18 protein-coding genes are annotated in these 25,514 nt (G+C 71.5%); 10 read left to right on the plus strand and 8 right to left on the minus strand.

The window, feature by feature from the left end; all coding sequences use genetic code 11:
* Nucleotides 1–45: 45 nt before the first annotated feature.
* Nucleotides 46–1,095, minus strand: a complete 1,050-nt coding sequence (locus tag IF46_RS0116975) for an NAD(P)H-dependent flavin oxidoreductase (RefSeq protein WP_030489328.1) — start codon at nucleotides 1,093–1,095, stop codon at nucleotides 46–48.
* Nucleotides 1,096–1,126: 31 nt separating this feature from the next.
* Nucleotides 1,127–2,239: an esterase-like activity of phytase family protein gene (locus IF46_RS0116980; protein ID WP_232234067.1), complete on the minus strand. Its 1,113-nt coding sequence runs from the start codon at nucleotides 2,237–2,239 to the stop codon at nucleotides 1,127–1,129.
* A gap of 247 nt (nucleotides 2,240–2,486) precedes the next feature.
* Between IF46_RS0116980 and IF46_RS0116985 the strand changes: the two genes are divergently transcribed.
* The 7 genes from IF46_RS0116985 to IF46_RS0117015 all read left to right on the plus strand — a co-directional run bounded on the left by IF46_RS0116985 (nucleotide 2,487) and on the right by IF46_RS0117015 (nucleotide 12,485).
* On the plus strand, nucleotides 2,487–2,954 hold the full coding sequence (locus tag IF46_RS0116985) for a hypothetical protein (protein ID WP_030489330.1): 468 nt from the start codon (nucleotides 2,487–2,489) through the stop codon (nucleotides 2,952–2,954).
* Nucleotides 2,954–4,345, plus strand: coding sequence for a hypothetical protein (locus IF46_RS0116990; RefSeq protein WP_030489331.1), 1,392 nt, complete (start codon nucleotides 2,954–2,956; stop codon nucleotides 4,343–4,345). The genes IF46_RS0116985 and IF46_RS0116990 overlap by 1 nt, the downstream gene beginning before the upstream one ends.
* Nucleotides 4,342–5,712: a VWA domain-containing protein gene (locus tag IF46_RS0116995; RefSeq protein WP_030489332.1), complete on the plus strand. Its 1,371-nt coding sequence runs from the start codon at nucleotides 4,342–4,344 to the stop codon at nucleotides 5,710–5,712. The genes IF46_RS0116990 and IF46_RS0116995 overlap by 4 nt, the downstream gene beginning before the upstream one ends.
* A gap of 14 nt (nucleotides 5,713–5,726) precedes the next feature.
* Complete coding sequence (locus tag IF46_RS0117000; protein WP_030489333.1) at nucleotides 5,727–6,839, plus strand: ATP-binding protein; 1,113 nt, start codon at nucleotides 5,727–5,729, stop codon at nucleotides 6,837–6,839.
* Nucleotides 6,836–9,673 carry a DUF5682 family protein gene (locus tag IF46_RS0117005; protein WP_030489334.1) on the plus strand — a complete coding sequence of 946 codons (2,838 nt, stop codon included), beginning with the start codon at nucleotides 6,836–6,838 and terminating at the stop codon, nucleotides 9,671–9,673. The genes IF46_RS0117000 and IF46_RS0117005 overlap by 4 nt, the downstream gene beginning before the upstream one ends.
* Before the next feature lie 152 nt (nucleotides 9,674–9,825).
* Nucleotides 9,826–12,129 carry a M64 family metallopeptidase gene (locus IF46_RS0117010; protein WP_030489335.1) on the plus strand — a complete coding sequence of 768 codons (2,304 nt, stop codon included), beginning with the start codon at nucleotides 9,826–9,828 and terminating at the stop codon, nucleotides 12,127–12,129.
* Nucleotides 12,130–12,134: 5 nt separating this feature from the next.
* On the plus strand, nucleotides 12,135–12,485 hold the full coding sequence (locus IF46_RS0117015; RefSeq protein WP_232234068.1) for a hypothetical protein: 351 nt from the start codon (nucleotides 12,135–12,137) through the stop codon (nucleotides 12,483–12,485).
* 119 nt (nucleotides 12,486–12,604) lie between these two features.
* On the opposite strand, the gene IF46_RS0117020 is transcribed toward IF46_RS0117015, so the two are convergent.
* Nucleotides 12,605–13,873: an Nramp family divalent metal transporter gene (locus IF46_RS0117020; RefSeq protein ID WP_030489337.1), complete on the minus strand. Its 1,269-nt coding sequence runs from the start codon at nucleotides 13,871–13,873 to the stop codon at nucleotides 12,605–12,607.
* Between the two features lie 216 nt (nucleotides 13,874–14,089).
* Between IF46_RS0117020 and IF46_RS0117025 the strand changes: the two genes are divergently transcribed.
* Genes IF46_RS0117025 through IF46_RS0117035 form a run of 3 tightly spaced genes read left to right on the plus strand, consistent with a single transcriptional unit; the run spans nucleotide 14,090 to nucleotide 16,385 of the window.
* On the plus strand, nucleotides 14,090–14,497 hold the full coding sequence (locus IF46_RS0117025) for a GntR family transcriptional regulator (RefSeq protein WP_030489338.1): 408 nt from the start codon (nucleotides 14,090–14,092) through the stop codon (nucleotides 14,495–14,497).
* Between the two features lie 20 nt (nucleotides 14,498–14,517).
* Nucleotides 14,518–15,408, plus strand: a complete 891-nt coding sequence (locus tag IF46_RS0117030) for an ABC transporter ATP-binding protein (protein ID WP_030489339.1) — start codon at nucleotides 14,518–14,520, stop codon at nucleotides 15,406–15,408.
* Nucleotides 15,405–16,385 (plus strand): ABC transporter permease, encoded by a 981-nt coding sequence (locus IF46_RS0117035; RefSeq protein WP_030489340.1) that lies wholly within the window; start codon nucleotides 15,405–15,407, stop codon nucleotides 16,383–16,385. The genes IF46_RS0117030 and IF46_RS0117035 overlap by 4 nt, the downstream gene beginning before the upstream one ends.
* Nucleotides 16,386–18,270: 1,885 nt before the next feature.
* Here the strand turns inward: IF46_RS0117035 and IF46_RS0117045 are convergent.
* From IF46_RS0117045 to IF46_RS0117065, 5 genes are all read right to left on the minus strand, one after another.
* On the minus strand, nucleotides 18,271–19,533 hold the full coding sequence (locus tag IF46_RS0117045) for an ROK family transcriptional regulator (protein WP_030489342.1): 1,263 nt from the start codon (nucleotides 19,531–19,533) through the stop codon (nucleotides 18,271–18,273).
* Nucleotides 19,534–19,645: 112 nt separating this feature from the next.
* Entirely contained in the window at nucleotides 19,646–20,746 is a 1,101-nt protein-coding gene (locus IF46_RS0117050) for a sugar-binding protein (protein ID WP_030489343.1), read from the minus strand.
* Between the two features lie 52 nt (nucleotides 20,747–20,798).
* Nucleotides 20,799–22,097: a multiple monosaccharide ABC transporter permease gene (mmsB, locus tag IF46_RS0117055; protein ID WP_030489344.1), complete on the minus strand. Its 1,299-nt coding sequence runs from the start codon at nucleotides 22,095–22,097 to the stop codon at nucleotides 20,799–20,801.
* A complete protein-coding gene (gene mmsA / locus IF46_RS0117060; protein WP_030489345.1) occupies nucleotides 22,094–23,641 on the minus strand; it encodes a multiple monosaccharide ABC transporter ATP-binding protein in 1,548 nt (515 codons plus the stop codon). Before mmsA ends, mmsB begins: the two co-directional genes overlap by 4 nt.
* A 534-nt stretch (nucleotides 23,642–24,175) precedes the next feature.
* The gene (locus IF46_RS0117065; protein WP_030489346.1) at nucleotides 24,176–25,354 is read right to left on the minus strand and encodes a glutathione-independent formaldehyde dehydrogenase; all 1,179 of its coding nucleotides are present in this window, start codon (nucleotides 25,352–25,354) and stop codon (nucleotides 24,176–24,178) included.
* Nucleotides 25,355–25,514 lie beyond the last annotated feature (160 nt).

The raw sequence follows: 25,514 nt of genomic DNA on the forward strand, positions 1-25,514 counted from the left end.
GAGCGGTCTGTCCCGCCCGCCCTGGCCGGTTGTCGGTGCCCCTGGTCAGCCCCAGCGTCGCGACCGATCGGCCACTGTGGACAGCGCGGCCCGGGCGTCGGCGCTCACCTCGGCGACCACCTCCGCCGCCGGCAGCTCCCGGGCCAGCGGATGCGCCTGCCCGGCCCACAGGTTGGCGACCGATGCGTCCCCGTCGCTGCGGGCAGCAGCGAGCAGCGGACGCGTCAGGTGCAACACCTGGGGGTAACCGCGCGGTGCCACCGCGTCGTGCTGGCGCAGGAAGTCGTTGGCCACGCCACGAGCCCGCTTGCCGGTGAACGACCGGGTCAACGCGGTCGGCGCGGCACCGGCCACCGCCGCCCGGTGCATCGGCGAGCTACCCGCCTCCGGGCAGCGCAGGAAAGCCGTGCCGAGCTGCGCGGCGGCGGCGCCGGCGGCCAGCACGGCGGCCACCGCGGGGCCGTCGACGAGGCCACCCGCGGCCACCAGTGGGCGATCGCAGCGAGCGGCGGCGAGCCGGAGCAGCGGCAGCAGCGCGTAGTCGTCATCGTCCGGCAGACCGCCACGATGCCCACCGGCCTCGGTGCCCTGCACCACCACCGCGTCCACGCCCAGGTCGGCGGCGGCGGTCGCGGCGTCCGGGCGGGTGACCGTGGCCCACACCTCGGTGCCCCGCTCGCGCAGGGCGGCCACTGCCGCCCGGTCGGGCAGCCCGAACACGAAGGACACGACCGGGACCGGGTCCGCGAGAAGCACGGCCAACTTCTCCGGGTACGCGTCGTCGCCGCCCACCGGCTCGCCCAGGCGCACCCCGCGCCGCGCGGCCTGCGGGGCGAGCAGCTCGGCGTACGCCTGGATGGCGGCCTCGTCGACGCCGCCAGAGTCGGGCAGGAAGAGGTTGACGCCGAACGGCCGATCGGTGCGCGCGCGGACCTCGGCGACGTCGGCGACCAGCCGGCCGGTGTCGATCATCCCGGCGGCGAGGAAGCCCAGCCCTCCGGCTGCGGATACGGCCGCCACGAGCGCTGGCGTGGACGGCCCGCCAGCCATCGGGGCGGCGATGATCGGGTGGCGCAACGTGGACAGGACGGACATCCTCCCATCCTGCCGCACGGCCCAGTCCCGCTCACCGACGCGCGGTGTACCTCCACCGCAGCACACCGGCCAGCCCGAGCAGGACCAGCAGCGTCCCGGCGCCCACCGCCAGTAGCCAGGTCCGTCCATCCCCGCCGCCGGCCTCAGCGGCGGCCGGCCGGACCGCCGTGGGCGCCACCGGGGCAACGGACTCCGTCGGAGGTGTGGCGGTGGCCGCGCTGGCCGTGGCGGGGTAGCGCAGGATCGTCGGGCGGGTGGCCGGTTGACCGGCGGATTCGGAGACGGTGAGCAACGACCCGCCGTCGCGGCTGTAGGTGATCGACTCGCCCTGGGGCTCGTCCGGCAGCGGGGTGATCCGGGGGGTGCCGGCGGTCAACGCGCGGACCACATCGCCGTCGGGCACGTCGTACTCGAAGGCGTCGGCGTAGCTGCGCAGCACCACCCGCCGGCCGTCCGGCGCGCTCGCCGCACCGGTGATCACCGCACGCCCCAGGAACGAGAACGGGTTGCTGGTCGTGGTCGTCGGCAGGGTCACCTGGCCGAGCGCGGCCAGTGGCGTCTGGGCGTCCGGCCGCAGCGCGGTGGTCGGCGCGTAGAGGAAGACGGCGCCACTGCCGCCCTTGGTGATGATCAGCGGCCGCCCGGACGCGTCGAGCAGCAGCGCCTCCGCGTCGTGCGGACGGTCCGGGTAGGTCATCCGGTGCAGCACCGGCTGCTTCGCCCCCGGCGCGAGCCGCCACACCCCGACCGTCGGCCGGGAGCGGTCGTTGTCGCCGATGTCGGCGACCCAGATGGTGCCGTCCCGGCCGATGGCCAGGTCCTCGGTGTCGCGGGGCTGGGACGGGAAGGAGACCGTCCGGACCACCGCGCAGCGCTGGTCGAGGAAGAAGATCCGGCGGCGGGCCTCGTCGTCGGCCCCGTCGTTGATCACCACGTACCCGTCGTCGGTGGCGACCATCCCGGAGATCTCGCGGAGCCGGTCGTCGCGTACCTGGCAGACAGGTGTCCCGGCCGACGCCGCACCCGCCACCGCGGCGGCCGGCGTCAGCACGACGGCCGGCGGTACCGCGCCAGCGAGCAGCGCGGTCAGCGCCGCCCCCGCACGAGCGCGCCGCCCCCAGGTCAACCGTCCACGTACCCGCATCGCCCACCCTCCTCGTCGCGGCCGTGACCGGCCACCCGCCCATCCTGGTCGATCCCGGCTACCGGTGGCGGTCATCGGGGTGACGCGCCGGGACGCACCGCCCCCGGATCTGTCGTACCCGTGGTCCATGATCGTGTCGTCGCAGCGGTGCCGGCAGGGGCCGACGTGCGCATCACCCTGGGCATTTTCGATGGTGGGAGGGCGTGACGTGACGGAGGCCGACGGAGCCGGATGGCGACGGCGCAGCGTGCTGGCGGTGGTGCCGCCCGCCCGGCCCCGCAAGCTGACCAAGGTGCCCTTTGTCGAGCTGGCCGACGGGCGGTTGCAGGGCGTTGTCTCCAGTGGGTCGGACGTCGAGCGGGTCTACGTCTCGTCGGTCGCCGCCGGCACCCACGCCTACCAGTGCAGCACCAACAACAACCGGCCCTGCGGTGGTCTGCGCAGCGACCCGTGCAAGCACCTGCAAGCGCTCGTCGACGAGGCCCTGCTGCAGTACGGCGTCGACCGGGTCGCCCGTTACCTTCGGGTCGACGTCGGCGACGGAGTGTCCGGTGGCACCGAGCTGCTGGCCCGGCTGAACGGCCAGCCCGAGCCGGCCTCAGCGGCGGTGGTGTTCAGCCGCTTCCTACGTCACCTGTCCTACCTGGAGCTTGCGGGCAGCACGGTCACACTGCCCGAGCTGCACTGGTTCCCGGCGACCGGGGCGGGCCGCTAATGCGCGGCGTCCAGGTCGCGCAGCTGCGCGAGGTGCCGACCGGGTTGATCGACACACTCGAAGTGGTCGCCGGCTTCGACGACGCCCTCGCGGGCGGCTTCGGCCGGATCGGCGAGCAGGGCGCCACGGCGCTGGCCGCGTTCGCCGACGCACTGGCCGGCACGCCGCTCGCCGACCCGGTGGCCGCCGCAGTCGACGCGGTCATCGCCGGATCGATCACCCCGGAGCACCTCGCCGCCCTCGCCGGGGCGCGTTCGGCGCTGTTCGGCGCGGCACACGACGCCCTGCTCGGGCAGCTCGACACGGCGCTGGGCCGGGCCCGGTCACCGTGGACGGCGCCGGGCATCCGGCCCGCCGAGACGCCGTCCGCCCTGGCCGGGGCACTCGCGTGGTGGCACGAGGTGGCGGTCACCGGCTGGCGCGGCGTCGACGACGAGCTGCTCTCCGCCGCCGCCACGGTGGTCGAGGCCACCCTGGCCATTCCGGAGCTTCGCCGCCTCGCGGTCCTTCTCGACGGTTTCGCCGCGGAGCTGCGGGCCTGCCTGCCGGTCGCCACAATGACCGAGGTGCCGGCTCGCCGGTGGGCCGATCTCTGGGCCCGGGGCGTGCTACTCACCGAGGGCGTGCCGCCGCCCGACGAAGCGCCACGAGTCTCCGGTCGGCTGCTGCCGCTTGGCGTAGACGTGCACACCCACGACACCGTCGTGCAGGTCCAGTTGCACGCCATCCTGGAACCGGCAGGTGGCGACGCGGCACGTCTGGTGCGCGCCGCGGTCGCCGCCGCGAAGGTGGACACCATCGTCGGGCCGGCGATCTGGCGACTGTTGTCGGGGCACCCGTCGCTCCTCACCGCGTTGGCCGAGCGGCGGGCACTGAGCGTTACCGACCTGCCGCTGCGCGGCGGCGACCTGGGCTGGGTCGAGGATCGGGTCCGCCTCGACGAGCCTGCCGACCCGTTCGCCACCGCCCGGGTGCTGTTGCCCGCGGCGAGCGCGGCAGCGACCGCACCGCTGGACCGGCACCCGGCGGGCATCGCCGAGCCGGTACTCATCGAGGGCACCCCGGTGCGCGACGACAATGGCCGGCTCACCGTCGAGGTGGACGGCGAACGGGTTCCGCTGGCCGTCGACCGGTTGCCAGCCGCCGGTCCGCTCACCGTCGACCTGCTCGCTGCCGCGTCGGCCCTGCTGGGTCTGCTCCGCTGGGACGACGGTCAGTGGCAGCTCCAGCCGTTGGCGGTGTGCGCCACCGTGAAACGGCGAGCGGTGCAGGCGCACAACGGCGACTGGGCGTGTGGCGTCACGGATCCGAAGATCGCCAAGGAGGAGGCCCGGGCGGGCGACGCCGTGGCCGTGCTGCGCGAGCGCGCGGGACGGTTGCTGCGCCGATGAACGCGCCCATCCCCACCAGCGGGCTCGCTGACGCCAACCGTCGCCAGGTCCTCTACTGGCGACTGCTGTCCCGCCTGTTCGACCGCGACGAGCAACCCGGCCTGGAGTCGGCGAGCATGGCCGTGGTCGACGACCTCGACCTGCCGGCCGCGCTGCTGGACCCGGCGGTCTCGGTGGACACCATCGTGCAACGCTTCCCGGCACTCAGCGCCGAGCTGCGCGGGCTGCTCACTGCCGACGAGGCCCGACCGGACGACCACGGGCCGGACGACGACGGGCCAGACGACGACGGCACCGCCTACCGGCCCGGTGCGGCCGAGGTGCGCCGGGCCGCCCTGGTGTCGAAGGTGCTGCTCAACGTGTTCGCCACCGGCTCCGGCCCGGTCAGCGCCACCCAACTGGCCCGCTGGCAGTCCGACGCCGGCTGGTTCGAGCAGGCCCTCGGGTGCGAGCCCGGCGAGCTGCGCCGCCAGGGCGGCGAGCTGGCTGCCACCCTCGCAGGGCTGGAGGGCGACCTGGTACGGCGGATGCACCTGCGAGAGGTGTTGGCGGACCCGGCGCTGGCCAGCAGGCTGACCCCGAGCATGTCACTGATCGAGCAACTGCTGCGCGACAAGGCCAACCTCTCCGGGGTGGCCCTGGCCAACGCCAAGGCGCTGATCCGACGCTTCGTCGACGAGGTCGCCGAAGCGCTCCGGACGCAGGTGCAGCAGACCAGCGTGGGCGCCCTGGACCGCTCGGTGCCGCCCAAGCGCGTGTTCCGCAACCTGGACCTCGACCGGACCATCTGGCAGAACCTGACCAACTGGAGCCCGGAGGACGAGCGACTCTACGTCGACCGGCTCTACTACCGGCACACCGCCCGGCGCACCACCCCGGCTCGGCTCATCGTCGTGGTCGACCAGTCCGGCTCCATGGTCGACTCGATGGTCAACTGCACGATCCTCGCGTCGATCTTCGCCGGTCTGCCGAAGGTGGACGTGCATCTGGTGGCCTACGACACCCGGGCACTGGACCTCACCCCGTGGGTGCAGGACCCGTTCGAGGTGTTGCTGCGTACCCGGTTGGGGGGCGGCACCGACGGCACGGCAGCGCTGGCGCTAGCGCGGCCGAAGATCGCCGAGCCGAAGAACACCGTGCTGGTGTGGATCTCCGACTTCTACGAGGCCAACCACCAGGCGGTCTTCGACGGTCTGCAGGCCGTCCACCGCTCCGGTGCCCGGGTCATCCCGGTCGGCTCGGTCAGCAGTTCCGGGCAGCAGAGCGTCAACCCCTGGTTCCGGCAGCGCCTCAAGGACCAGGGCACCCCGGTCATCTCCGGCCACATCCGCAAGCTCGTCGTCGAGCTGAAGAACTTCCTCACCTAGGAGAGCCAACCCTCATGTCCGAGATGCTGCGCGCCCCCGCCGAGGTCACGTACGCCGACGAGCTTGATTTCCTCGAGTCGGTCGACACCGGCCCGAAGCCGTTCTCGTGGCGCCTGAGCCCGCGCATGGTCCGGCTGTTCATCCTCGGCTCGGAACGGGCCGACAGCCTGTCCCGGGAGATCCCGCAGAAGTGGTTCGGCGACCGCAGTTTCGTCGAACGCGCCATCGTCACCCTCGCATCGGACCGTGGCCTGCTGCTGATCGGTGATCCCGGTACCGGCAAGAGTTGGCTGGCCGAGCTGCTGGCCGCCGCGATCTGCCGCAACTCGACCCTCGTGGTGCAGGGCACCGCCGGCACGACCGAGGACCACATCAAGTACTCCTGGAACGTGTCCATGGTGATCGCCAAGGGGCAGTCCCGGGAGTCGATGATCCCGTCACCGATCATGACGGCGATGGAGCGCGGCGTGGTCGGCCGCTTCGAGGAGTTGACCCGCTCCACCAGCGACGTCCAGGACGCGCTGATCTCGATCCTGTCCGAAAAGTACGTCGCCATCCCCGAGCTGGACCAGGACAACATCGTCTTCGCCCAGCCCGGCTTCTCGATCATCGCGACGGCGAACAGCCGCGACCGGGGCGTCAACGACCTCTCCTCGGCGCTCAAACGACGGTTCAACTTCGTCCGCATCCCGGTGGTGACCAACAAGCGCAGCGAGGCCGAGATCGTCCGTTTCCGCACCGAGGAGCTGCTGCGCCGGCACCGCATCGAGCTGGACGTGCCGCCCACCCTGCTGGACATCCTGTTGCAGAGCTTCGCCGACCTGCGGGCCGGCGCCGCCGCGGCGACAAGTGACGACGAGAAGCTGGAATCGGCGCTGTCCACCGCCGAGCAGATTGGTGTCCTGGAGGACGCCATCCTGCACAGCCAGTTCTTCGGCGACCGTACCCTGCGTTCCTCGACCCTCGCCGGGTCGCTGGTCGGGTCGCTGGCCCGCCGTAGCCCGGAGGACCTGGCGATCCTCAACAAGTACCTGCACGGCGTGGTGGAGCCACGGGCGCGCAAGGACGACGACGGGTGGGCGGGCTTCCTCGACGGCGGTCGCCAGTCGATCGCGTCCCTGTCGTGACCGCACCCACCGTCGCCAACGCATTCGGGGCACTACGCGAGCAGCTCACCAGCGCGGCCGCCGCGTTCGCGGGCAGCCCCGACGCGCTCGGCGCGATCCTCGCCGGGATGGTCGACGATGTCGACCGCGCACTCGGCGAGCGACTGGAGATCTTCCCGGTCTGCCACCACTCGCCAGCCTCCGGGCTCGCGATGGTGCGTCGGCTGCGGGCCAAGCAGCCCCGGGTGATCTACCTGGAGTTGTGCGAAGATCTCCAGCCGCTGCTCGGGGAGCTGCGCAACTGCCGCCTCCCGGTAGCGGTGCAGGCGTTCGCCTCGGAGCTGTCCGGCTTCCCCGCCGACGCCGGGCCGCTCAGCGTCGTCGCGCCGGTAACCGAGGCGTCGGCGGAATACCAGGCCATCGCGTACGCGCTGGAGACCCCGGGCGTGGAGCTGGTGCTGGTGGACCGCTCCACCGACCATGTCTTCCAGTGGTCCCCGAGGGACCAGCCGCCCCCCGCCGACGCTGGCCCGGCAGCCGAGGGCGGGGACGTCGGGGCGGCCCCGGACACCGGCGACGACTCCGCCCTGCACGGCGACGCCGTCGGGGTGGAGATCGGTGACCTACGACCCCGGTTCGCGGAGCTCGAGGCATACCTGCTGCACCACGGCAAGGTGCGGCACTGGTCGGAGTGGTGGGACCAGTACATCGAACGCCCGCTGGCAGACGCCGACCACGACACCTACCGGCAGGTGATGGTGCTGGTCGGCAGCCTGTTCCGGCGACTCCGCCCGGCCGACTCCGACCGGCTGGACCGGGACGAGGACCGCGAGCGGTACATGTGGACGCGGATGCGTCAGCACCTGGCCACCTCCGGCGTCGATCCGGCCGACTGCCTCTACGTCTGCGGCGCGTTCCATGCCGCCAGCCGGGTCGAACAGTTCGGGCTGGGCTCCACGGCCGACGACTTCGAGATCACCCCGCGCACCGGGACCCGATGGCGCTACGGGCTGATCCCGTCCAGCCACTCCGCGATCGAGACCCAGTTCGGCCTGGCGCCCGGCTCGGTGTCGATAGCGGCGGCGACCTGGACAAAGGCGGTGAGCCGGCACGGGCTATCCCCGTACCGGCTGGACGGCCAGCGCACCTCGGCCGCCCAGAGGCGGCGGGGCCAGGCCACGGCGGCGCCCTCCCCCGCCGCCGGGCCGGTCAGCGACCGGCTCACCGGCTTCCTCGCCGCGCCGCCCGACCTGTTCGACCTGGACGAGGCGGAGCTGCGCGGCTGGTGCGTCGACATCGTCCGGTTGGCCCGGCGCAACGGGTACCTGGCCAGCACCGCCGACGCGATCGCGGTCTTCGAGACCTCGGTCCTGCTGGCCGGTCTGCGCAACCGGGCCCGACCCACCCCCTACGACTTCGCCGACGCGGCGGTCACCTGCATCGAGAAGGACGTGGTGCCCGGCCGGCGGGACGTCCGGCGGCTCTGCGAGATCCTGCTGGGCGGCGACCGGCTCGGTCAGGTCGGCTACGACGCCCTTCCGCCGTTGGCCCGCGACGTGCTCGACCGACTGCAGCCGCTCGGCCTGGCCCTGGAGAAGCGAACCGTCCAGCGGGCGCTGCTGGATCTGGCCGGCCAGCCGGAGCTGGCCCGCTGCTCGGACCTGCTGTGGATCCTTCGGCACCTGCTGCCACCGGACGCGGTCCGCCCGATCATGGGCGAGCGTCGGCTCGGGCACCGCTCGATCCAGGAGAGCTGGGACCTGGCGCTCGGCCGCAATCAGCGCGCGCTGATCGAGCTGGGCTACGAGGGGGTGACAGTCGAGCAGGTCCTGGAACAACGGCTGCGCCGGGCGGTACGCGGCCCCGATGCCACCGCCGCCGGTGCGCTCGCCGCCGTCGAGGACGCCATCCGGCTGCTCGACAGCCCGCGGCTGGTCGACGAGTTGGGCGCCCGGGCTGTCGACCTGCTCGCCGCCGAGCGCACCGTCGACGACGCCCCGGACGTGCTGCGCCGCATCCGCCGCCTGCTGGCCCACTACCGGGCCACCGCGCCGACCCTGCCGCCCTGGTGCGAGGCGTTCGTGACCACCGGGTACGCGCACTACTGCACCCTGCTGCCGACGGCCATCGCTGCGGAGGAGACGGAGGTCCGGCAGGTCGGTGCGATGCTCGGCTTCCTGTTCTCCATGGAGGGCCTCGCCCTGTCGCTGGGTTGCGACCGATCCCAGTTGGAGCTGGCGGTGGCGCAGGCGCACCCGACGGCGCCGGCGAAGGTCGCCCTGCTCTGGGCGGGCCAGCACCAGCTCGGCCTGCTGCCGCTGGCCGAGCTGCGGGCCCGATGTGCCGAACTGCTGGCCAATCCGCTCGTGGTGCCGGCCTTCCCGCAGTACCTAGCCGGGCTCGTGCACGCGCTGGAGCCGGTGCCCGGGCTGGCGCCGTTCGTCGTCGAGACGATGTCCAACGCCTTCGCCCGGCTGCCCGACCCGGTCCTGCTGCCCTGGCTGCCCACCCTGATCTCGACCCTGCGGGATCAGGGGCCGGAGCTGGTCCCGCTGCTGATCCGCGAGGCGGGGCGCACCTTTCCGACCGCGCTACCCGAGCTGGATTCCTGGGTGCCGCCGTGGGTGGCGCCCTCCTCACCCACCCGGGCGGTCACCGTCGCCGCGCCGCAGCGGCGGGTGGGCGTACTGCTCGCCGCCCACCCGGAGGCCGTCGACGCTGTCGCCGCGCTGCTCGGCTGCCCGGCTGGATGGCAACCGTTGCCCGACCCGCCCGCCGACCGGTCCGCGATGTCCGCCCTGCTGGCCGGGCACCCCGACACCGCCGCAGCGGTGGCCGCGCTCCTGGGGGTGTGACCGACCACGACGTCCATTGAGGGTTACCTGTCGGCCCATCGGCCGGTACGGTCCGAAGTGACCACGGTCATGGCACACCCGGACGACGGCGCCCCAGCCGGGCCCGGCGCCCGGCGTTGCCGGGACCGGCCGGCACACGGGAGGGGCACAGGGTGCGGATCAGAGCGGGGTTGTGCGTGGCGGCGCTTGTCGCGGCGGGGCTGACGGTCGCCACACCGGCCGCCGCCACACCGGCCGCCACCTCGGTGGACAGCGCCACCGTGGTGCCGATCCAGGTCACCGGCGACCCGGCGACGCGGTTCAACCTGGTGCTGCTGGGCGACGGTTACACCGAGGCGGACCTGCCCACCTTCCGCGCACACGTGGACCGGCACCTCAACACCCTCTGGACGATCGAGCCGTTCAAGTCCTACCGCAGCTACTTCAACGTCTACGCCGTCGAGATCGTCTCGGCGGAGTCCGGGGTGGACTGCGACCCCGGCCTGTCCGCGCCGCAACGCGACACCGCGTTGGGCATGGGTTTCTGGGGTGGTTGCAACCCGGCGAGCGTGCAACGCCTGCTCACCGTCGACGGCGCCACCGCGAACGCGTACGCCGATCTGGCCATCGGCACCAACCCGGGCAACCGGCAGCTGATCGCGCTGGCCAACAGCGACACCTACGGTGGGGCCGGTGGCAGCAACGCCACCGCCTCCGGCGGCAACGCGCTCTCCGCGCTGATCAGCCCGCACGAGCTGGGGCATTCGCTCGGTGGCTTGCAGGACGAGTACGACTACTACGGTCGCGGGGTGCCCGGCGACACCTACAGCGGGCCGGAACCGGATTCGGCGCATCACACAGTGCTGACCGAGCGGCAGATGCGCGACACCCGGTCCAAGTGGTGGCGCTGGCTGGGTGAGCCGAGCGAGTCGGGCGGGACGATCGGCCGTTACGAGGGCGGCCTGTACCTCCAGCGCGGAGTGTGGCGGCCGAGCCGGCACTCGATGATGAAGTCGCTGGGCTTCTACTTCGACCAGGTCGGCCGGGAGCGGATGACCGAACGGGTCGCCGGCCGGGTCGGCATTCTGGAGGGCGGCACGGCCACCGACCAGGCCGTCGGCACGGACCGACTGCTCTGGGTGGACACTCTGCACCCGGTGAGCCACGCGTTGACCGTGACGTGGTCGGTGGACGGCCACGCGGTGCCGCGCACCGGTAACGCCCGCCACCTGGATCTGCGGGCACTGCGGCTCTCCCCCGGTCGGCACACGGTGACCGCCACGGTGACCGACCCGACGGAGTTCGTCCGCGACCCGGCGGTCCGCAATTCACCCGCGCTGACCCAGACCCGCACGTGGACCGTGGACACTGCGGTGCGTACCCCGGCGGTGTCGCCGCCGCTCGCGATCACCGCGTCCACCGCGACCGATCGGCCGGTCGGGGCACGCGACGTGGTGTACGTACGGACCAGCCAGCCCACCGATCGGGCGCCGCGCGTGCGCTGGTCACTCGACGGACGACCGGTGGCCGACACCGGCACCGACCGGGACGTGGATCTGGGGGCGCTGCGCCTGTCGCGGGGCACCCACCGGTTGACCGCCCGGGTCAGCGACCCGGCAACCGGCAAGGCGGTGACCCGCACCTGGACGGTCGACGCGACGCGGCCCGACGTGACGTACGCGCTCTCCGAGCCGCTGCTCACCACGACCCGACCCGGCCGAGCGCCCGAGTACGTGTACAACGGCCCGTTCACCATGGGGTTGACCGGCACGGACGACGGCACCGGGCAGGTCACCTCGGAGTTCCGGCTCGACGGCGACGGGTGGCACAACTACTACGGCTGGCCCACCGACGCCCGATCGCCGTTTCTGTTCACCGCCACCGGCACCGACGTGGACGGCCTGGTCTACGGCAATCTCGGCTCGGGTGGCCTGTCGGTGTCCCCGTTCGCCGAGCGGTCCCCCGGGTACGGTCGGCACACCGTCGAATACCGGGGCATCGACGCGGTCGGCAACATCGGCACGGCGCGCGCGTTCGTGGCCACGCTGATCCCGCCACCCCCGGCCTGCACCACCGTGCTCAGCGGCCGACAGGCCGGCCCGCTGACGGTCACCGCAGGTGTCACCTGCCTGCGCGCGGCCACCGTGACCGGCCCGGTCACCGTCGCGCCCGGCGCCGCGCTGGTCGCCGAAGGCTCCTCCATCGCCGGAAATCTGGCGGCGTCTCGCGCCACCGCCGTCGAGTTGCTGAACACCGAGGTACGCGGCGCGGTGGCGCTGACCGGCACCACCGACCACGTCACGCTGGTGGGGGCGCGCGTGGCCGGTCGACTGGCGCTGACCGGTACGGCATCGGCGCCCATCCTCGCCGGCGGCCAGGTGGGCGCGCTGGCCTGCTCGGGCGGCCCGGCCCCGGTCGACCTGGGGGCGCCGACCACGGTGCGGGGGCCGACCGGGGGGCCCTGCCGCACATCTTGACCGGCGTGGGCGGCCTGAGTGCGGCGGTGGCGGGTAGGCAGCGGCCCGGCGGCATGTCGACACCCGCCGGGCAGGAGGCACCGATGAGCACGTACCGGGACGATCAGGGCGACACGTTTCCCCCTCCGGAGGCGGATGCCCTGGAGCAACGACAGGACGCGTTCGACGTCGGGCCGCCGGACCGGATGTCGGGTGACGTGGACCCGGAGGCGGCCGAGGCCGACCTGGCCGAACAGGGCGCCTTCCCGGCGGGCACGCTTGAGGAGGCGACGTCGCTGCCCGCCGACGCCAACCCGGCGGACGCTCTCGAACAGCGTCAGGAGATCCCGGCCCGGGACGAGGGCCGTCGCACCTGAGCACGCCCGCTCCCGCCGGCCCGACACGGTCGCGCCACGAGCGTGATGCCTGTGAGTCATCGTGATGACTCACAGGCATCACGCTCGTGGGAGTGAGCGGCCCCAGGCAGCCAGCCGGCTCACCCGGTGACTACCTGCCAGAGCAGGAACGCGTTGAGCGCGACCACCAACACGGCCACCAGGGACGCGGCGGCGGTGGTGAGGGGGTGGTTGACCAGGTTGCCCATCAGGTCGCGCCGGCGGGTGAAGGCCACCACCGGAATCAGCGCGAACGGGATGCCGAAGCTGAGGATGACCTGGGACAGCACGAGCGCCCGGGTCGGATCGAGGCCGATGGCGAGCACCGCCAGAGCGGGCAGCAGGGTGACCAGCCGACGCAGCAGCAGCGGCACCCGCCGCCGCAGGAAGCCCTGCATGATCACCTCTCCGGCGTAGGTGCCGACGCTCGTCGAGGCGAGCCCCGAGACCAGCAACGCGACGGCGAACCCGAACGCCGCGACGGTGCCGATGCTCTGACCGAGCCCGGCGTGCACTCCCTCCAGGCTGTCCGCGCCACCCGGGCCGCCACCCCGGAAGCTGGCGGCGGCGATCAGCAGCATGGCGAGGTTGACCGCGCCGGCCGCGCTCAGGGCGAGCAGCACGTCGGTGCGCTGGCCGCGGAAGAGGATCCGGCGCTCAGTGTCGTCGGCGGCGGGAATGCGGTCGCGGGTGAGCGCGGAGTGCACGTAGATGACGTGCGGCATGACGGTCGCGCCGAGGATGCCGGCGGCGAGCAGCACGCTGTCCGTGCCCTGCAGGCGCGGCACCAGGCCGGCCATGGCGGAGCCGGGATCGGAGCCGGAGGCGAGCAGGTTGGCGGCGAAGGCCAGGACGATCACACCGAGCAGGATGGCGATGGCGATCTCGAAGGCGCGGTACCCGCGCGAGCGCAGCGCGAGCACGGCGAACGCGGCCGTGCCGATGATGATCCCGCCGGGCAGCAGGGGGATGCCGAAGAGCAGGTACAGGGCGACCGCGCCACCGATCACCTCGGCCAGGTCGGTGGCCATTGCCACCAGCTCGGCCTGCACCCACATCACCCGGTTCACCGGCCGGGGCAGGCGCTCCCGGCACAGCTCGGGCAGGCTGCGCCCGGTGGCCAGACCCAGCTTCGCGGTGAGCGTCTGCACCAGCATCGCCATCAGGTTGGCCACCACCACGACCCAGACCAACAGATAGCCGTAGCGGGCACCAGCGGCGGAGTTGGTGGCGAAGTTGCCAGGGTCGACGTAGGCGACGGCCGCGACGAACGCCGGGCCGAGCAGGATCAACCGCCCGCGTACGCGACCACGGGCACGAGCGGCCTGTAGTGGAGTCGCCCTCGACGTCGTCAGTTCGTTGGTGACCATCGAACACCTCCCCGTCCACACGGATTGCCAGCGCGTTCTTCCCATCGGGCTGACCCGTCGGTGCCAACCTCTGGCCTGCCGGTGCCACCACGGTCGGCACGACGGCACGGACGAATCGCGCCGCGCCGCGCCGCGCTGGCCTTGACAGCCGCCCGCCTGCCGGTGAAGCTGTCTATTAGTCCTACTGTCGTAGGACAACAGGAAGGATCCTCGGGAGTGATCGAGTTCGTACTGGACAGCCGGTCGAAGGTGAACACCTACATGCAGCTCGTGCAGCAGGTGAAACAGGCGCTGCGGGTCGGCCTGCTGACACCGGGCGACCAGTTGCCGAAGGTTCGGGACGTCGCGCAATCCCTGGCGATCAACCCGAACACGGTGCTGAAGGCGTACCGGGAGTTGGAGATCGAGGGTCTGGTCGGCGGCCGACCCGGGGTGGGCACGTTCGTCCAGCGCACCCTGGCCGGCGCCTCCCTGCCCAACCAGGCCGAGCTGCGCGACGACCTGGTCGCCTGGCTGCACCGGGCGCAGACGGCCGGCCTCACGGCCGAGGACGTCATCGCCCTGGTGGAGACGACGCTGCGCGCCACCCTCGCCGACGACGCCCCAGAGAAGGAGCCCGCATGAGCGCAACGAGAGGACAACGGATGGACGTGGTCTTGGAAGCAGACCGGCTCGGCAAGCGGTACGGCAGCACCTGGGCGCTGCGGGACTGCTCGCTGCACCTGCCGGCTGGCCGGATCGCCGCACTGGTCGGGCCGAACGGTGCGGGCAAGAGCACGCTGCTGCACCTGGCTGTCGGCCTGCTGAAGCCGGACGCGGGCACGGTCCGGGTGTTCGGCCGATCGCCGTACGGCGACACCGAGGGCCTGGCCGACATCGGATTCGTGGCCCAGGACACCCCGCTGTACCGGGACTTCACCGCCGCCGAGCTGGTCATCGCGGGCGGCAAGCTGAACAAACGCTGGGACGCCGCGCTGGCCCGCACCCGGCTGGCGCAGCTCGGCATTCCACCGGACAAGCCGGTCGGCAAGCTCTCCGGCGGTCAACGGGCCCAGGTCGCGCTCGCCCTGGCGCTGGCCAAGCAGCCCCGGCTGCTGCTGCTCGACGAACCGGTCGCCAGCCTCGATCCGCTGGCTCGACGGGAGTTCCTCCAGTCGCTGATGGGCAGCGTCGCGGAGTCGGGCACCACCGTGCTGCTCTCCTCGCACCTACTGGCCGACCTGGAACGGGTCTGCGACTACCTGATCGTGCTCAACGCCTCCCAGGTGCAGCTCACCGGCGCGGTCGACGACCTGGTCGCCGAGCACCGTCAACTGGTCGGCCCCCGGCACGACGGCGGCGCTATCGGGGGCGTCACCGCAGTGGTCCGGGCCAGCCACACCGACCGGCAGTCCACGCTGCTGGTCCGCACCGACGGGCCGGTCACCGATCCGGCCTGGACGGTGCGCGAGGTCAGCCTGGAGGACGTCGTGCTGGCCCACCTGGCCGACGGCACCACGCAGACCAGTCACAGCGAGTGGGGAGTAGCGGCATGATCTGGTTGACCTGGCGGCAACACCGCAAGCAGGCGTTCTACACCCTGCTGGGGTTCGCGGTGCTCGCCGCCGTCATGGTGCCGATCGGCCTGTCGATGCGGCACACCTTCGCCGACCTGGGTCTGGCGGACTGCGTCAAGCCGGTCGCCTTGAGCGAGGCAGCCACGGAGGCCTGCAACGCGGGCTTCCACCGCTTCACCAACCAGTACGGCAGCCTGAACCTGGTGGCCGTACTGTTGATCACTCTGCCGGTGCTGGTCGGCCTCTTCTGGGGCGCTCCGCTCGTCGCCCGGGAGGTGGAGCAGGGCACGCACCGGTTCGTCTGGACGCAGGGTGTCGGCCGGACCCGCTGGGCTCTGGTGAAGTTCGGGCTGGTCGGCGCGTCCGTGCTGCTCCTCGCGGTCGGCTACGGGCTGGGCATGTCCTGGTGGGCCGAGCCGCTCACCCAGAGCGCGCACGAGGGCCGATTCGGTCTGATCGTCTTCGACCTGCAGGGCGTCGTCCCGATCGGTTACACCCTGTTCGCGGTGGCGCTCGGCGTCTTCGCTGGCACCGTGTGGAAGCGGATGCTGCCCGCCATGGGCATCACCCTCGCCGGTTTCATCGGCGTACGGGCGGCGATCGCGATCCTGGCCCGACCGCACTACCAGCCGGCCCGCACCCAGACCTTCCCGATCGAGGGTGGCGGGATACCCGAGGGAGACCGGGGTGACTGGGTCCTCTCCGTGGGCATCCGCAACGCCGACGGGACGATGGTCGCGGAGGACACCCGGATCCAGTGCCCGCCGGGCGGCAAGGGCCCGGACGGCCGTGCCTGCGGCGCCGAGCTGGGCCTCAAGCCGGGCGCGTACAACTGGGAGCTGTACCAGCCGGCGGACCGGTTCTGGCTGTTCCAGGGCATCGAGACGGGCATCTTCGTCGCCCTGGCCGTGCTCTTGCTCTACCTCGCGGTGCGCCGGGTTCGCCGGATCGCCTAGCTGGGCGACGGGTGCTCGTCGGGGAGCGAGGGCCTCGGCGAGCACCCGTCCGCGCAGTCGGATTCCGGCCCGTCGCCAACACGACTGAAAGCGCCCACCTGGTCACGCTGAGTGCTCCGATGTGGACCGCAGGGTCCGCGTTCGGCGGGCCGCAGCGATGGGAGCGCGCGTGTGAAATCCACAATTCTCCGTCGGGTCGCCACGTCCGCCGTGGCGCTCGCCTGCGCCGTACTGGGTGCGGTGGCACTGCCAGCCGCCCCAGCGGCGGCCAGCCCGATCCGCAACGCGACCCCGTGGTCGGTGCTGCTCTGCAAGTTCAGCGACAAGCCGGCGGAGCCGCAGCCGCCGTCGCACTTCGCCAACTTCCTCACGGCGGCCGGCGTCGGAACCGGCGGGGTGGCGGACTACCTGGCCGACCAGTCCGGCGGCCGGGTGTCGCTGGCCGGCTCGGTGGTTCGGGGCTGGTACACGATGCCGTACACACTGGCGCAGTTCCAGACGACCGACCGGTGGACCCGTACCCAGCGCTGCGTGGACACCGCGGCGGCCGCCGGCTACGCGGTGCCCGCTGGGAACCGGATCGCGGTCATGCTCAACGACTGGGTGGACTCCGGCGCGGCCGGCGGTCGGGTGCTGCTCGACCCCGGTGCCTGGAACGTCGGCTTCGCCGCGCACGAGATGCTGCACGGCTACAACCTGGGCCACTCGTTCTCCAACGACACCACGTACCAGAACGCGCCCTGGTCACAGCCGGGCGAGTACGACGACCCGTGGGACGAGATGAGCGCCATGCACATCTACGCCTTCGGCACCGCGAACTACGGCACCAGCGCGGTCGGGCTCAACGCTCCCAACCGCGACGAGTTGGGCTGGCTGCCGAAGAACCGGATCTTCACCATGGCCGCCGACGGGGTCGGCTCACGCTCGCTCACCCTGGCGCCGCTGGAGGTGCCCGCCGCGAGCGGCCCACAGCTGGTCCGCATCCCGTTCGACCCGGCCGACCTGTTCCGCTACTACACGGTGGAGTTCCGCAGGAAGACCGGCTGGAGCGCCGGCATCCCCGCCGACACCGTGCTGCTGCACGAGGTCCGCAACGGCACCCCGACCCTGCTGCGTACCGGGCCGGGCGGCGGCCCGGCGCAGTCGCTGAACGCCAACGGCGTGCAGATCAGCGTCAACTGGATCTCCGGCAACGCCGCGTCGGTAAGCGTGAGCACCGACGTGGTCAACCGCTGCCTACAGGGGTACGTCTGGCGGGAGGCCCGCGCCGGCGACCTGGTCTGTGTCACCGGGGCGACCCGCAGCCAGGTGTGGGCGGACAACGCCGCCGCGCCGAGCCGCTGGGTGAACGGCCCGTACGGCCCGCACACCTGCGTCTCCGGCTACGTGTGGCGCGAGGCGTACGCCGGCGACGATGTCTGCGTCACCGGAACGCAGCGCAGCCAGGCCGCCGCGGACAACGCCGCCGCCGCGTCCCGGCGCAATCCGGCCCGGCTGGTGTACGGCCCGAACAGCTGCGTCAGCGGGTACGTCTGGCGCGACGGCGACCAGTCCGACTACGTCTGCGTGACCGGCGCGACGCGATCCCAGGTGCTCGCGGACAACGCGGTCGCCGCGAGCCGCTGGGTCATGTGGCCCGTACGGGCCACACACCTGCGTCTCCGGCTACGTGTGGCGCGAGGCGTTCCTCGGCGACGATGTCTGCGTCACCGGAACGCAGCGCAGTCAGGCCGCGGCGGACAATGCAGCCGGCCCGAGCCGGGTGCTGCGTCCCGGCGGCTGAGCCGACGACGACCGACTGGGCGGGGAGATCCCGCCCGGTCGGTCGCCCATCGTCCCGTGCAGAGGAAGGGCCGACCGGGCGCGCAGCGGCAAGCAGTCGCGGCTATCCGGGCTCGGCGGCCCCGACCTGGCCCGCCACGCCGACGTTCAGCGGGTCGGCCAGGAGTTTGTCGAAGGCCAGCTCGGCGGCGCCGATCAGGACGGCGTCGCGACCGAGCGCCGCCGCGCGCAACCGCAGGTGCTCGCGGGAGGCGGGCAGTGGCATGGTGTCCAACCGTTCGCGGACCACGTCCGCCCCGGCGGTGAAGATGTCGCGCAGTGAGCCGCCGAAGACCACAGCGTCCGGGTTGACCACGTTGACCAGGTTCGCCACGCCGAAGCCGAGCCAGTCCGCCACCTGCTCGACCGCCGCGCGGGCGGTCGGGTCGCCTTCCGCCGCCGCGCGCAGCACCTCGGCCACCGCCGCGCGGTCGCTCGGGTCACGGCCCGCGTGCCGCAGCAGCGCGGCTTCGGAGATCTCGGTCTCCCAGCAGCCGCGCGAACCGCAGCCGCAGGGCAGGCCATTGGGGTTGACGACCATGTGGCCGACCTTGCCACTGTGCCCCCGGTGGCCGATCATCAGTCGGCCACCGACGATGATGCCGGCGCTGATGCCCAGGTCGCCGTGGAGGTAGATGACGTCACCCACGCCGACCGCGACGCCGCGGACGTGCTCGGCCAGGCCGGCGATGTCGGCCAGGTCGCCGGCCACGAAACCGGGGCCGGCGCGGAACTCCGCCTCCAGCGCGGCACCGAGCGTCTCGTCGATGCTGGCGACCCGGATCCTGCCGTCCGGGTCCCGGGTGGTGTCGGTGACCGCGGCGGCGCCGCCGACCAGCAGCGCGTCGCCGGCCACCGAGCTTTCCATGTCCCGGACCAGGTCGGCGAGGGGCCCGACGGCGTCGATCGCCGACATGCCGCTGGGTCGGGGGATCTCCCGCAGGTCGAGGATCTGCCCACCGAGGCCGACCCGGGCGGCACGCAGCCGGTCCGCGTCGATGCTCAGCGCGTGGGCGTAGACCCGGTCCGAGCGGGGGCTGACCACCAGTGAGGGGCGGCCGGCGCGGCGGGTGGTGGTCGGCGCCTCCTCGGTGACCAGGCCGCTGACGACCAGGTCGGCCGCGAGGGCGCCGATGGTGCTTCGGTTGAGGCCGAGCCGGCTGGTCAGCTCGGCCCGGGACGTCGGCCCGTGCAGGTGGACGTAGCGCAGCACAGCGCCGAGGTTCTGCCGCCGGATCTCCTCCTGGCTGGCGCCGGGGACCGGCGGCAGCGGGGACTCGCGGTTGCGGCCGACGCCGGTTGGCCTGGCCCGGACTGGTGTCGCCACGGTCAGACCTCCTTCCGGGTCGGTGCCGATGGGCGCGGGGGTGCGGAGACGACGATGGGTCCCGGTAGAGGAGACCCGGGACCCATCGGCGTTACTGCCTACCGTGCGGTGATTACTTGGTGAGCGGCGCGAGCTTCGGGTCGGTGGCGTACGCCTCAGCCGCGTTCGCCTTGGTGACGGCGACCGGCGGGAGCAGGAACGTGTCGACGACCTTGCTGCCGTTGTTGTAGGACTTGGTGTCGTTCACCTGCGGGGCGTTGCCGGCCTGGAGAGCCTTGACCATGTTGATGGTCTCCTTCACCAGGTTGCGGGTGTCCTTGTTGATCGTCATGTACTGCTGACCAGCCATGATCGACTTGACCGACTCAACCTCGGAGTCCTGACCGGTGACGACCGGGGTCGGCTTGCCAGCACCCTTGACCGAGGTCAGGATCGCGCGGGCCAGCGTGTCGTTCGGGGAGAGGACGCCGTCCAGCTCCTTGTTGCCGTAGGTCGAGGTCAGCAGCTGGTCCATGCGGGCCTGGGCACCCTCGGGCTTCCAGCCCTGGATGGCGGTCTGCTTGACGTCCTTCTGACCCGAGGCGACGACCACGTTGCCCTTGTCGATCTCCGGCTTGAGCACGTCCATCGCGCCGTTGAAGAAGACACCGGCGTTGTTGTCGTCCGGCGAGCCGGAGAAGAGCTCGATGTTGTACGGGCCGTTCGGCTTCTTGGCCTTCATGCCGTCCAGCAGGGCCTGGCCCTGGAGCTGGCCGACCTTGAAGTTGTCGAACGCGACGTAGTAGTCGAGGTCCGGCGTGTTGGTGATGAGCCGGTCGTACGCGATGACCTTGACGCCGGCCTGGTGGGCCGCGGCGACCTGGGTCGAGAGCTGCGCGGCGTCGGTCGCGCCGATGATGATGACCTTGGCGCCCTTGGTGACCAGGGCGGTGATCTGGGCCTGCTGGTCGGCGACCGTGGTCGACGCACCGGCGTACTGCACCTCACCCTGGAAGCCGGCGTCCTTGAGGCCGTTGGTGAACAGGTCACCAGCGAGGACCCAGTTCTCCGAGGTCTTGGCCGGCAGCGCCACGCCGATCAGCGAGTTCGCCGCGAAGCCCTTGGCCTCGCCCTTGGTGCCGGTGTCACCGTCACGGCCGGAGCCGCAGCCCGCGAGGGCCAGCATGGCGGCGGCGCCAACGGCGACCACCGACGTGCCAAAGAATTTACGCATGTGAGGGCTTGCCTTTCTGGAAGGTAAAACGGGGTGGTGAGGTCGGTGACCGTCAGCCGGACACCGCTGCCTTGGCGGGCTCGCGCTCCGCGTCCGGCGGTGAGGCGGGGGGTACGGAGTCCTCGCGGCGGAACGGCCGCATCAGACTTCCGACGATGGAGAACCGCCCCTGGCTCTTGTTGTAGACGTCGATCGCGACGGCCAGCAGCAGGACCAGGCCCTTGATGATCTGGACGCGGTCGGTGCCGACGCCCATCAGCTGCAGGCCGTTGTTGAGCACGGCCATGACGAGACCACCGACGATCGAGCCGCTGATGGTGCCGATACCGCCGGCGACGGCCGCGCCACCGATGAAGACCGCGGCGATGGCGTCCAGCTCCCAGCCGTTGCCGTCCTGCGGCCCGGAGGCCGCCGAACGGGCCACGAAGATCATGCCGGCCAGCGAGGCCAGGACGGACATGTTCATCATGACGAAGAAGTTGACCCGCTTGAGCTTCACGCCGGACAGCTCGGCCGCCCGGGAGTTGCCGCCCACCGCGTAGATGTGCCGGCCACCGGCCGTGTTGCGGGTGTAGAAGGAGTACGCGATCACCAGCACCACCAGGATCAGCCCGGAGATCGGGAAGCTGGTGCCGACCCGGCCGCTGGCGAAGCGCAGCGCCGCGAAGGCGATCACGCCGACCATGACGGCCATCCGCAGGATCGAGACCCACATGGGCGCCGGGTCGGCGTCCATGGCCCGGCGGGTCTTGCGGGCCTGCAGCTCACGCCAGACCACGGCGAGCGCCGCGACCAGACCGAGCAGCAGCGTCCCGTTGTTGTAGCCGGTGTTCGGGCCGAACTCAGGCAGGAAGCCGGAGCCGATCTCCCGGAAGCCCTCCGGCACCGGGATCGTGTTGGCGTTACCGATGTACTGGTTGCCACCACGGAACAGCAGCATCCCGGCCAGGGTGACGATGAACGCCGGCACCCCGATGTACGCCACCCAGAAGCCCTGCCAGGCGCCGATGATCGCGCCGATGGCGAGGCCGAACACGATGGCGGCGGGCCAGGGCAGGTCCCACTCGGTCATCGACTTGGCCACCAGGATGCCCGCGAAGGCGGCGACAGAGCCGACCGAGAGGTCGATGTGCCCAGCCACGATCACCATGAGCATGCCGATGGCCAGAATCAGAATGTACGAATTCTGCTGGAACAGCGCGATCAGGTTGTCCGACCGCAGGGTGAGGCCATCGGTCAGGATCTGGAACAGGACGACGATCGCCACCAGGGTGAAGATCATCCCGAACTGGCGAGCGTTGGAGGTGGTGCCTCCGAACAGGTTCTTCTGAAGGTCCTTCAATCGGCTCATCGTGTCAGCATCTTCTTCGTCGAGGTCATCTGCTTCATGAGGGTTTCCGGGGTGGCGTCCGCGCGGGCGATCTCGCCCGTGATGGCGCCTTCGAACACGGTGTAGATGCGGTCGCAGAGCCCGATCAGCTCAGGCAACTCGGAGGAGATGACGACGACGCCCTTCCCCTGCTCGGCGAGCCGCTGGATGATGCCGTAGATCTCGTACTTGGCACCCACGTCGATGCCGCGCGTCGGCTCGTCGAGGATCAGCAGGTCCGGGTCGGTGAACATCCACTTGGCCAGGACGACCTTCTGCTGGTTACCGCCGGAGAGCTTGCCGACGTTCTCGTCGACAGTCGGGGCCTTGGTCCGCAACTCCTTGCGGTACGCCTCAGCCGCCTGGTACTCCTCGACCTCGCTCAGGACGCCGCGGTGCGAGATCTTGGACAGCTTGGCGGCCACCGTCGACGACTTGATGTCATCGAGCAGGTTGAGGCCGATCGCCTTGCGGTCCTCGCTGACGTAGGCGAGGCCGTGGTCGATGGCGTCCGCCACCGACTTCAGGACGATCTCCTTGCCGTCCTTGATGATCGTGCCCGACTCGTACACCCCGTAGGAGCGGCCGAAGACACTCATCGCGAGCTCCGTGCGGCCCGCACCCATCAGACCGGCGAAGCCGACGATCTCGCCGCGGCGCACCACGAAGCTCTCGTTCTTGCAGACCTGCCGGTCGGCGGAGATCGGGTGGCGCACGTTCCAGTTGCGGACCTCGAAGAAGACCTCGCCGATCTTCGGGGTGTGGTCCGGGAACCGGCTGCTCAGCTCGCGGCCGACCATGCCCCGCACGATCCGGTCCTCGTCGACCCCGTCCGCCTTGACGTCGAGGGTCTCCACGGTCCGGCCGTCACGCAGGATCGTGATCTGGTCGGCGATCGCCTCGATCTCGTTCAGCTTGTGCGAGATGATGATCGAGGTGACGCCGCGGGAACGGAACCCACGCAGCAGGTCGAGCAGGTGGCGGGAGTCGGCCTCGTTGAGAGCTGCGGTGGGCTCGTCGAGGATGAGCAGCTTCACGTCCTTGGCGAACGCCTTGGCGATCTCCACGAGCTGCTGCTTGCCGACGCCGATGTCCTTGATCAGAGTGTCCGGGTCTTCTTCCAGACCGACCCGGGCCATCAGGTCCAGCGCCATCCGGTTCGCGGCCTTCCAGTCGATCGCGCCCCGCTTGCGCGGTTCGTTGCCGAGGAAGATGTTCTCGGCGATCGACATCCCTGGAATGAGCGCGAGCTCCTGGTGGATGATCACGATTCCGGCCTTCTCGCTTGCCCGGATGTCGGAGAACTTGCTCTCCGACCCCTGGTAAACGATCTTGCCGTCGTAGGTGCCGTGTGGGTAGACCCCGCTGAGCACCTTCATCAGCGTGGACTTGCCCGCACCGTTCTCACCGCAGATGGCATGGATCTCGCCGGCGCGAACCACCAGGTTGACGTCGGAGAGGGCCTTGACTCCGGGGAACTCCTTGGTGATGGAACGCATCTCAAGGAGGGTCGGCACGTCGCTCATCGCTCGTACCACCTCGCCAACGTCATCGGTTGCCTCCGGAAGGTTGAACCTTCACTTGGTTTGTTGTTGACGGCAACGTATTGCGGCCGGTGGGCCATCCGCAAGGCGAGGGACTGTTGAAAAGGTAACAATACGGCAATATAGATGTAGCAGAGTGTTCGCTTGCCCCAGCGGCCACCGTAGCCCCTCGCGATGCCCCAGGACCAACCGCGAAACCCACGCCGACCTGGGACAACACGCCGATCGACCCCGACCGTTGCCCACGGCTTTCCCACCAGGCAAGACACGCTCAGGGTGCGGCGTCGGGTGGCGCAGCGCACACCCCGCACCATCGAACGATCTTGATTGGGTGTCGGCCCGTCCCCGTACGCCAGGTGCCACCGCGACCCTCGGACCGCTGATGTGACCCACGCCTCTACCGACGCCACGCATCAGCCATTGCCACTTTGACGAGACGGCACCGGACGACGGGTCAGCGCCCTAGCGTCCGTTAAGCGCGGTTCGTGACGACACACCGTCTCGCGCGCCGACCCGTCAGCGGGGGTGCAGCACCGCCTTGATCACACCGTGCTCCCGCCGGTCGAAGCTCCGGTAGAGCTCGGGAGCGTCGGCGAGGGTGCCGTGGTGGGTGACGATCATGCTGGGGCGGGCTCGGCCCGCGACGACCAGATCCCGCAGCAGCGTCGTGTAACGGCGGTCGTGGGTGCGGCCGAATCGGACCGTGACCCCCTTGCTGAACAGCGCTCCCCACGGCGCGACCAGGTTCTCGTGGCCGTCCGCGCCGGGGCCGGGGTGCGGGTCCCGGTCCGGGTACACGCCCGCGACGGCGATCGCGCCAGCGGCGTTGACCAGCCGGGACGCGTCGGAGATGACCTGGTTCGGACACTCCCGGTCGGGGTGCTCCCGGTCGCGGGCCTGGAACCCGACCGCGTCGATGACCTTGTCGACCCCGCCCAGCTTCTCCTCACCCAGCGGCAGCCCGGTCCGGGCCCGGTCGGCGCGGATCTGCTCGACCGGGTCGCCCCGGCGAAAGTCGATCGGCACCGCGCCGATCTCGCCGGCCTTGTCGAGTCGGGCGTCGACCCCGTCGACGGAGTACACGACCCGGGCACCGCGCAGCAGCGCCGAGTACGCGCCGAGCAGACCGACGGCACCGGCGCCGAACACCGCCACGGTGTCGCCGGGCTCGACTTCGGCGAGGGTGGCGGCGGCGTGCCACCCGGTGACGAACGCGTCGGCGAGCAGCACGAAGTCGTCCTCGTACGCGTCCCCCGGCTCCCCGGGCAGGGGTACGCAGTTGGCGTCGGCCCACGGCACTCGCAGCAGTTCTGCCTGCGCACCCCGGTAGGGGCCCATTCCGGCGTAGCCGTACGCCGCGCCCGGCCCCTCGGCCCGAGCCCGCAGACAGGCCGCCGAGAGCCCGCGAGCACACATGACACACGTCCCGCAGAACAGGTGCGTGGGGATCACCACCCGGGTGCCCGGTCGGACGGTCTGCACCGCGGCGCCCACCTCCTGCACCACGCCCAGCGGTTCGTGACCGAGCACCAGGCCGGGCTCGGCGCTGGTCCGTCCGTCGTACATGTGCAGGTCGGTGCCGCACAGGGCGGTGGCGGTGATCCGCACGAGAGCGTCGGTCTCCGCCTCCAACGTCGCGTCCGGCACCTCCCGCACCGCGACGGTCCGGACGTCCTGGTAGACGACGGCTCTCATCCCGGCTCTCCTGTTCGGCGGCGGAACGGCCGGTCTTCCCCCGGGTGGGCCATTCATGCCTGCCGGGCCAGAACGACACCCATCCTGGCCGTCGACGAGCTGCGGTGGTTCCGCGTACTGCGCGGGCGGTCAGTAACATCGGCGTGGCGCGATATTTAGG

It is taken from the genome of Micromonospora chokoriensis (assembly GCF_000718555.1).
GTDB classification, from domain to species: domain Bacteria; phylum Actinomycetota; class Actinomycetes; order Mycobacteriales; family Micromonosporaceae; genus Micromonospora; species Micromonospora chokoriensis_B.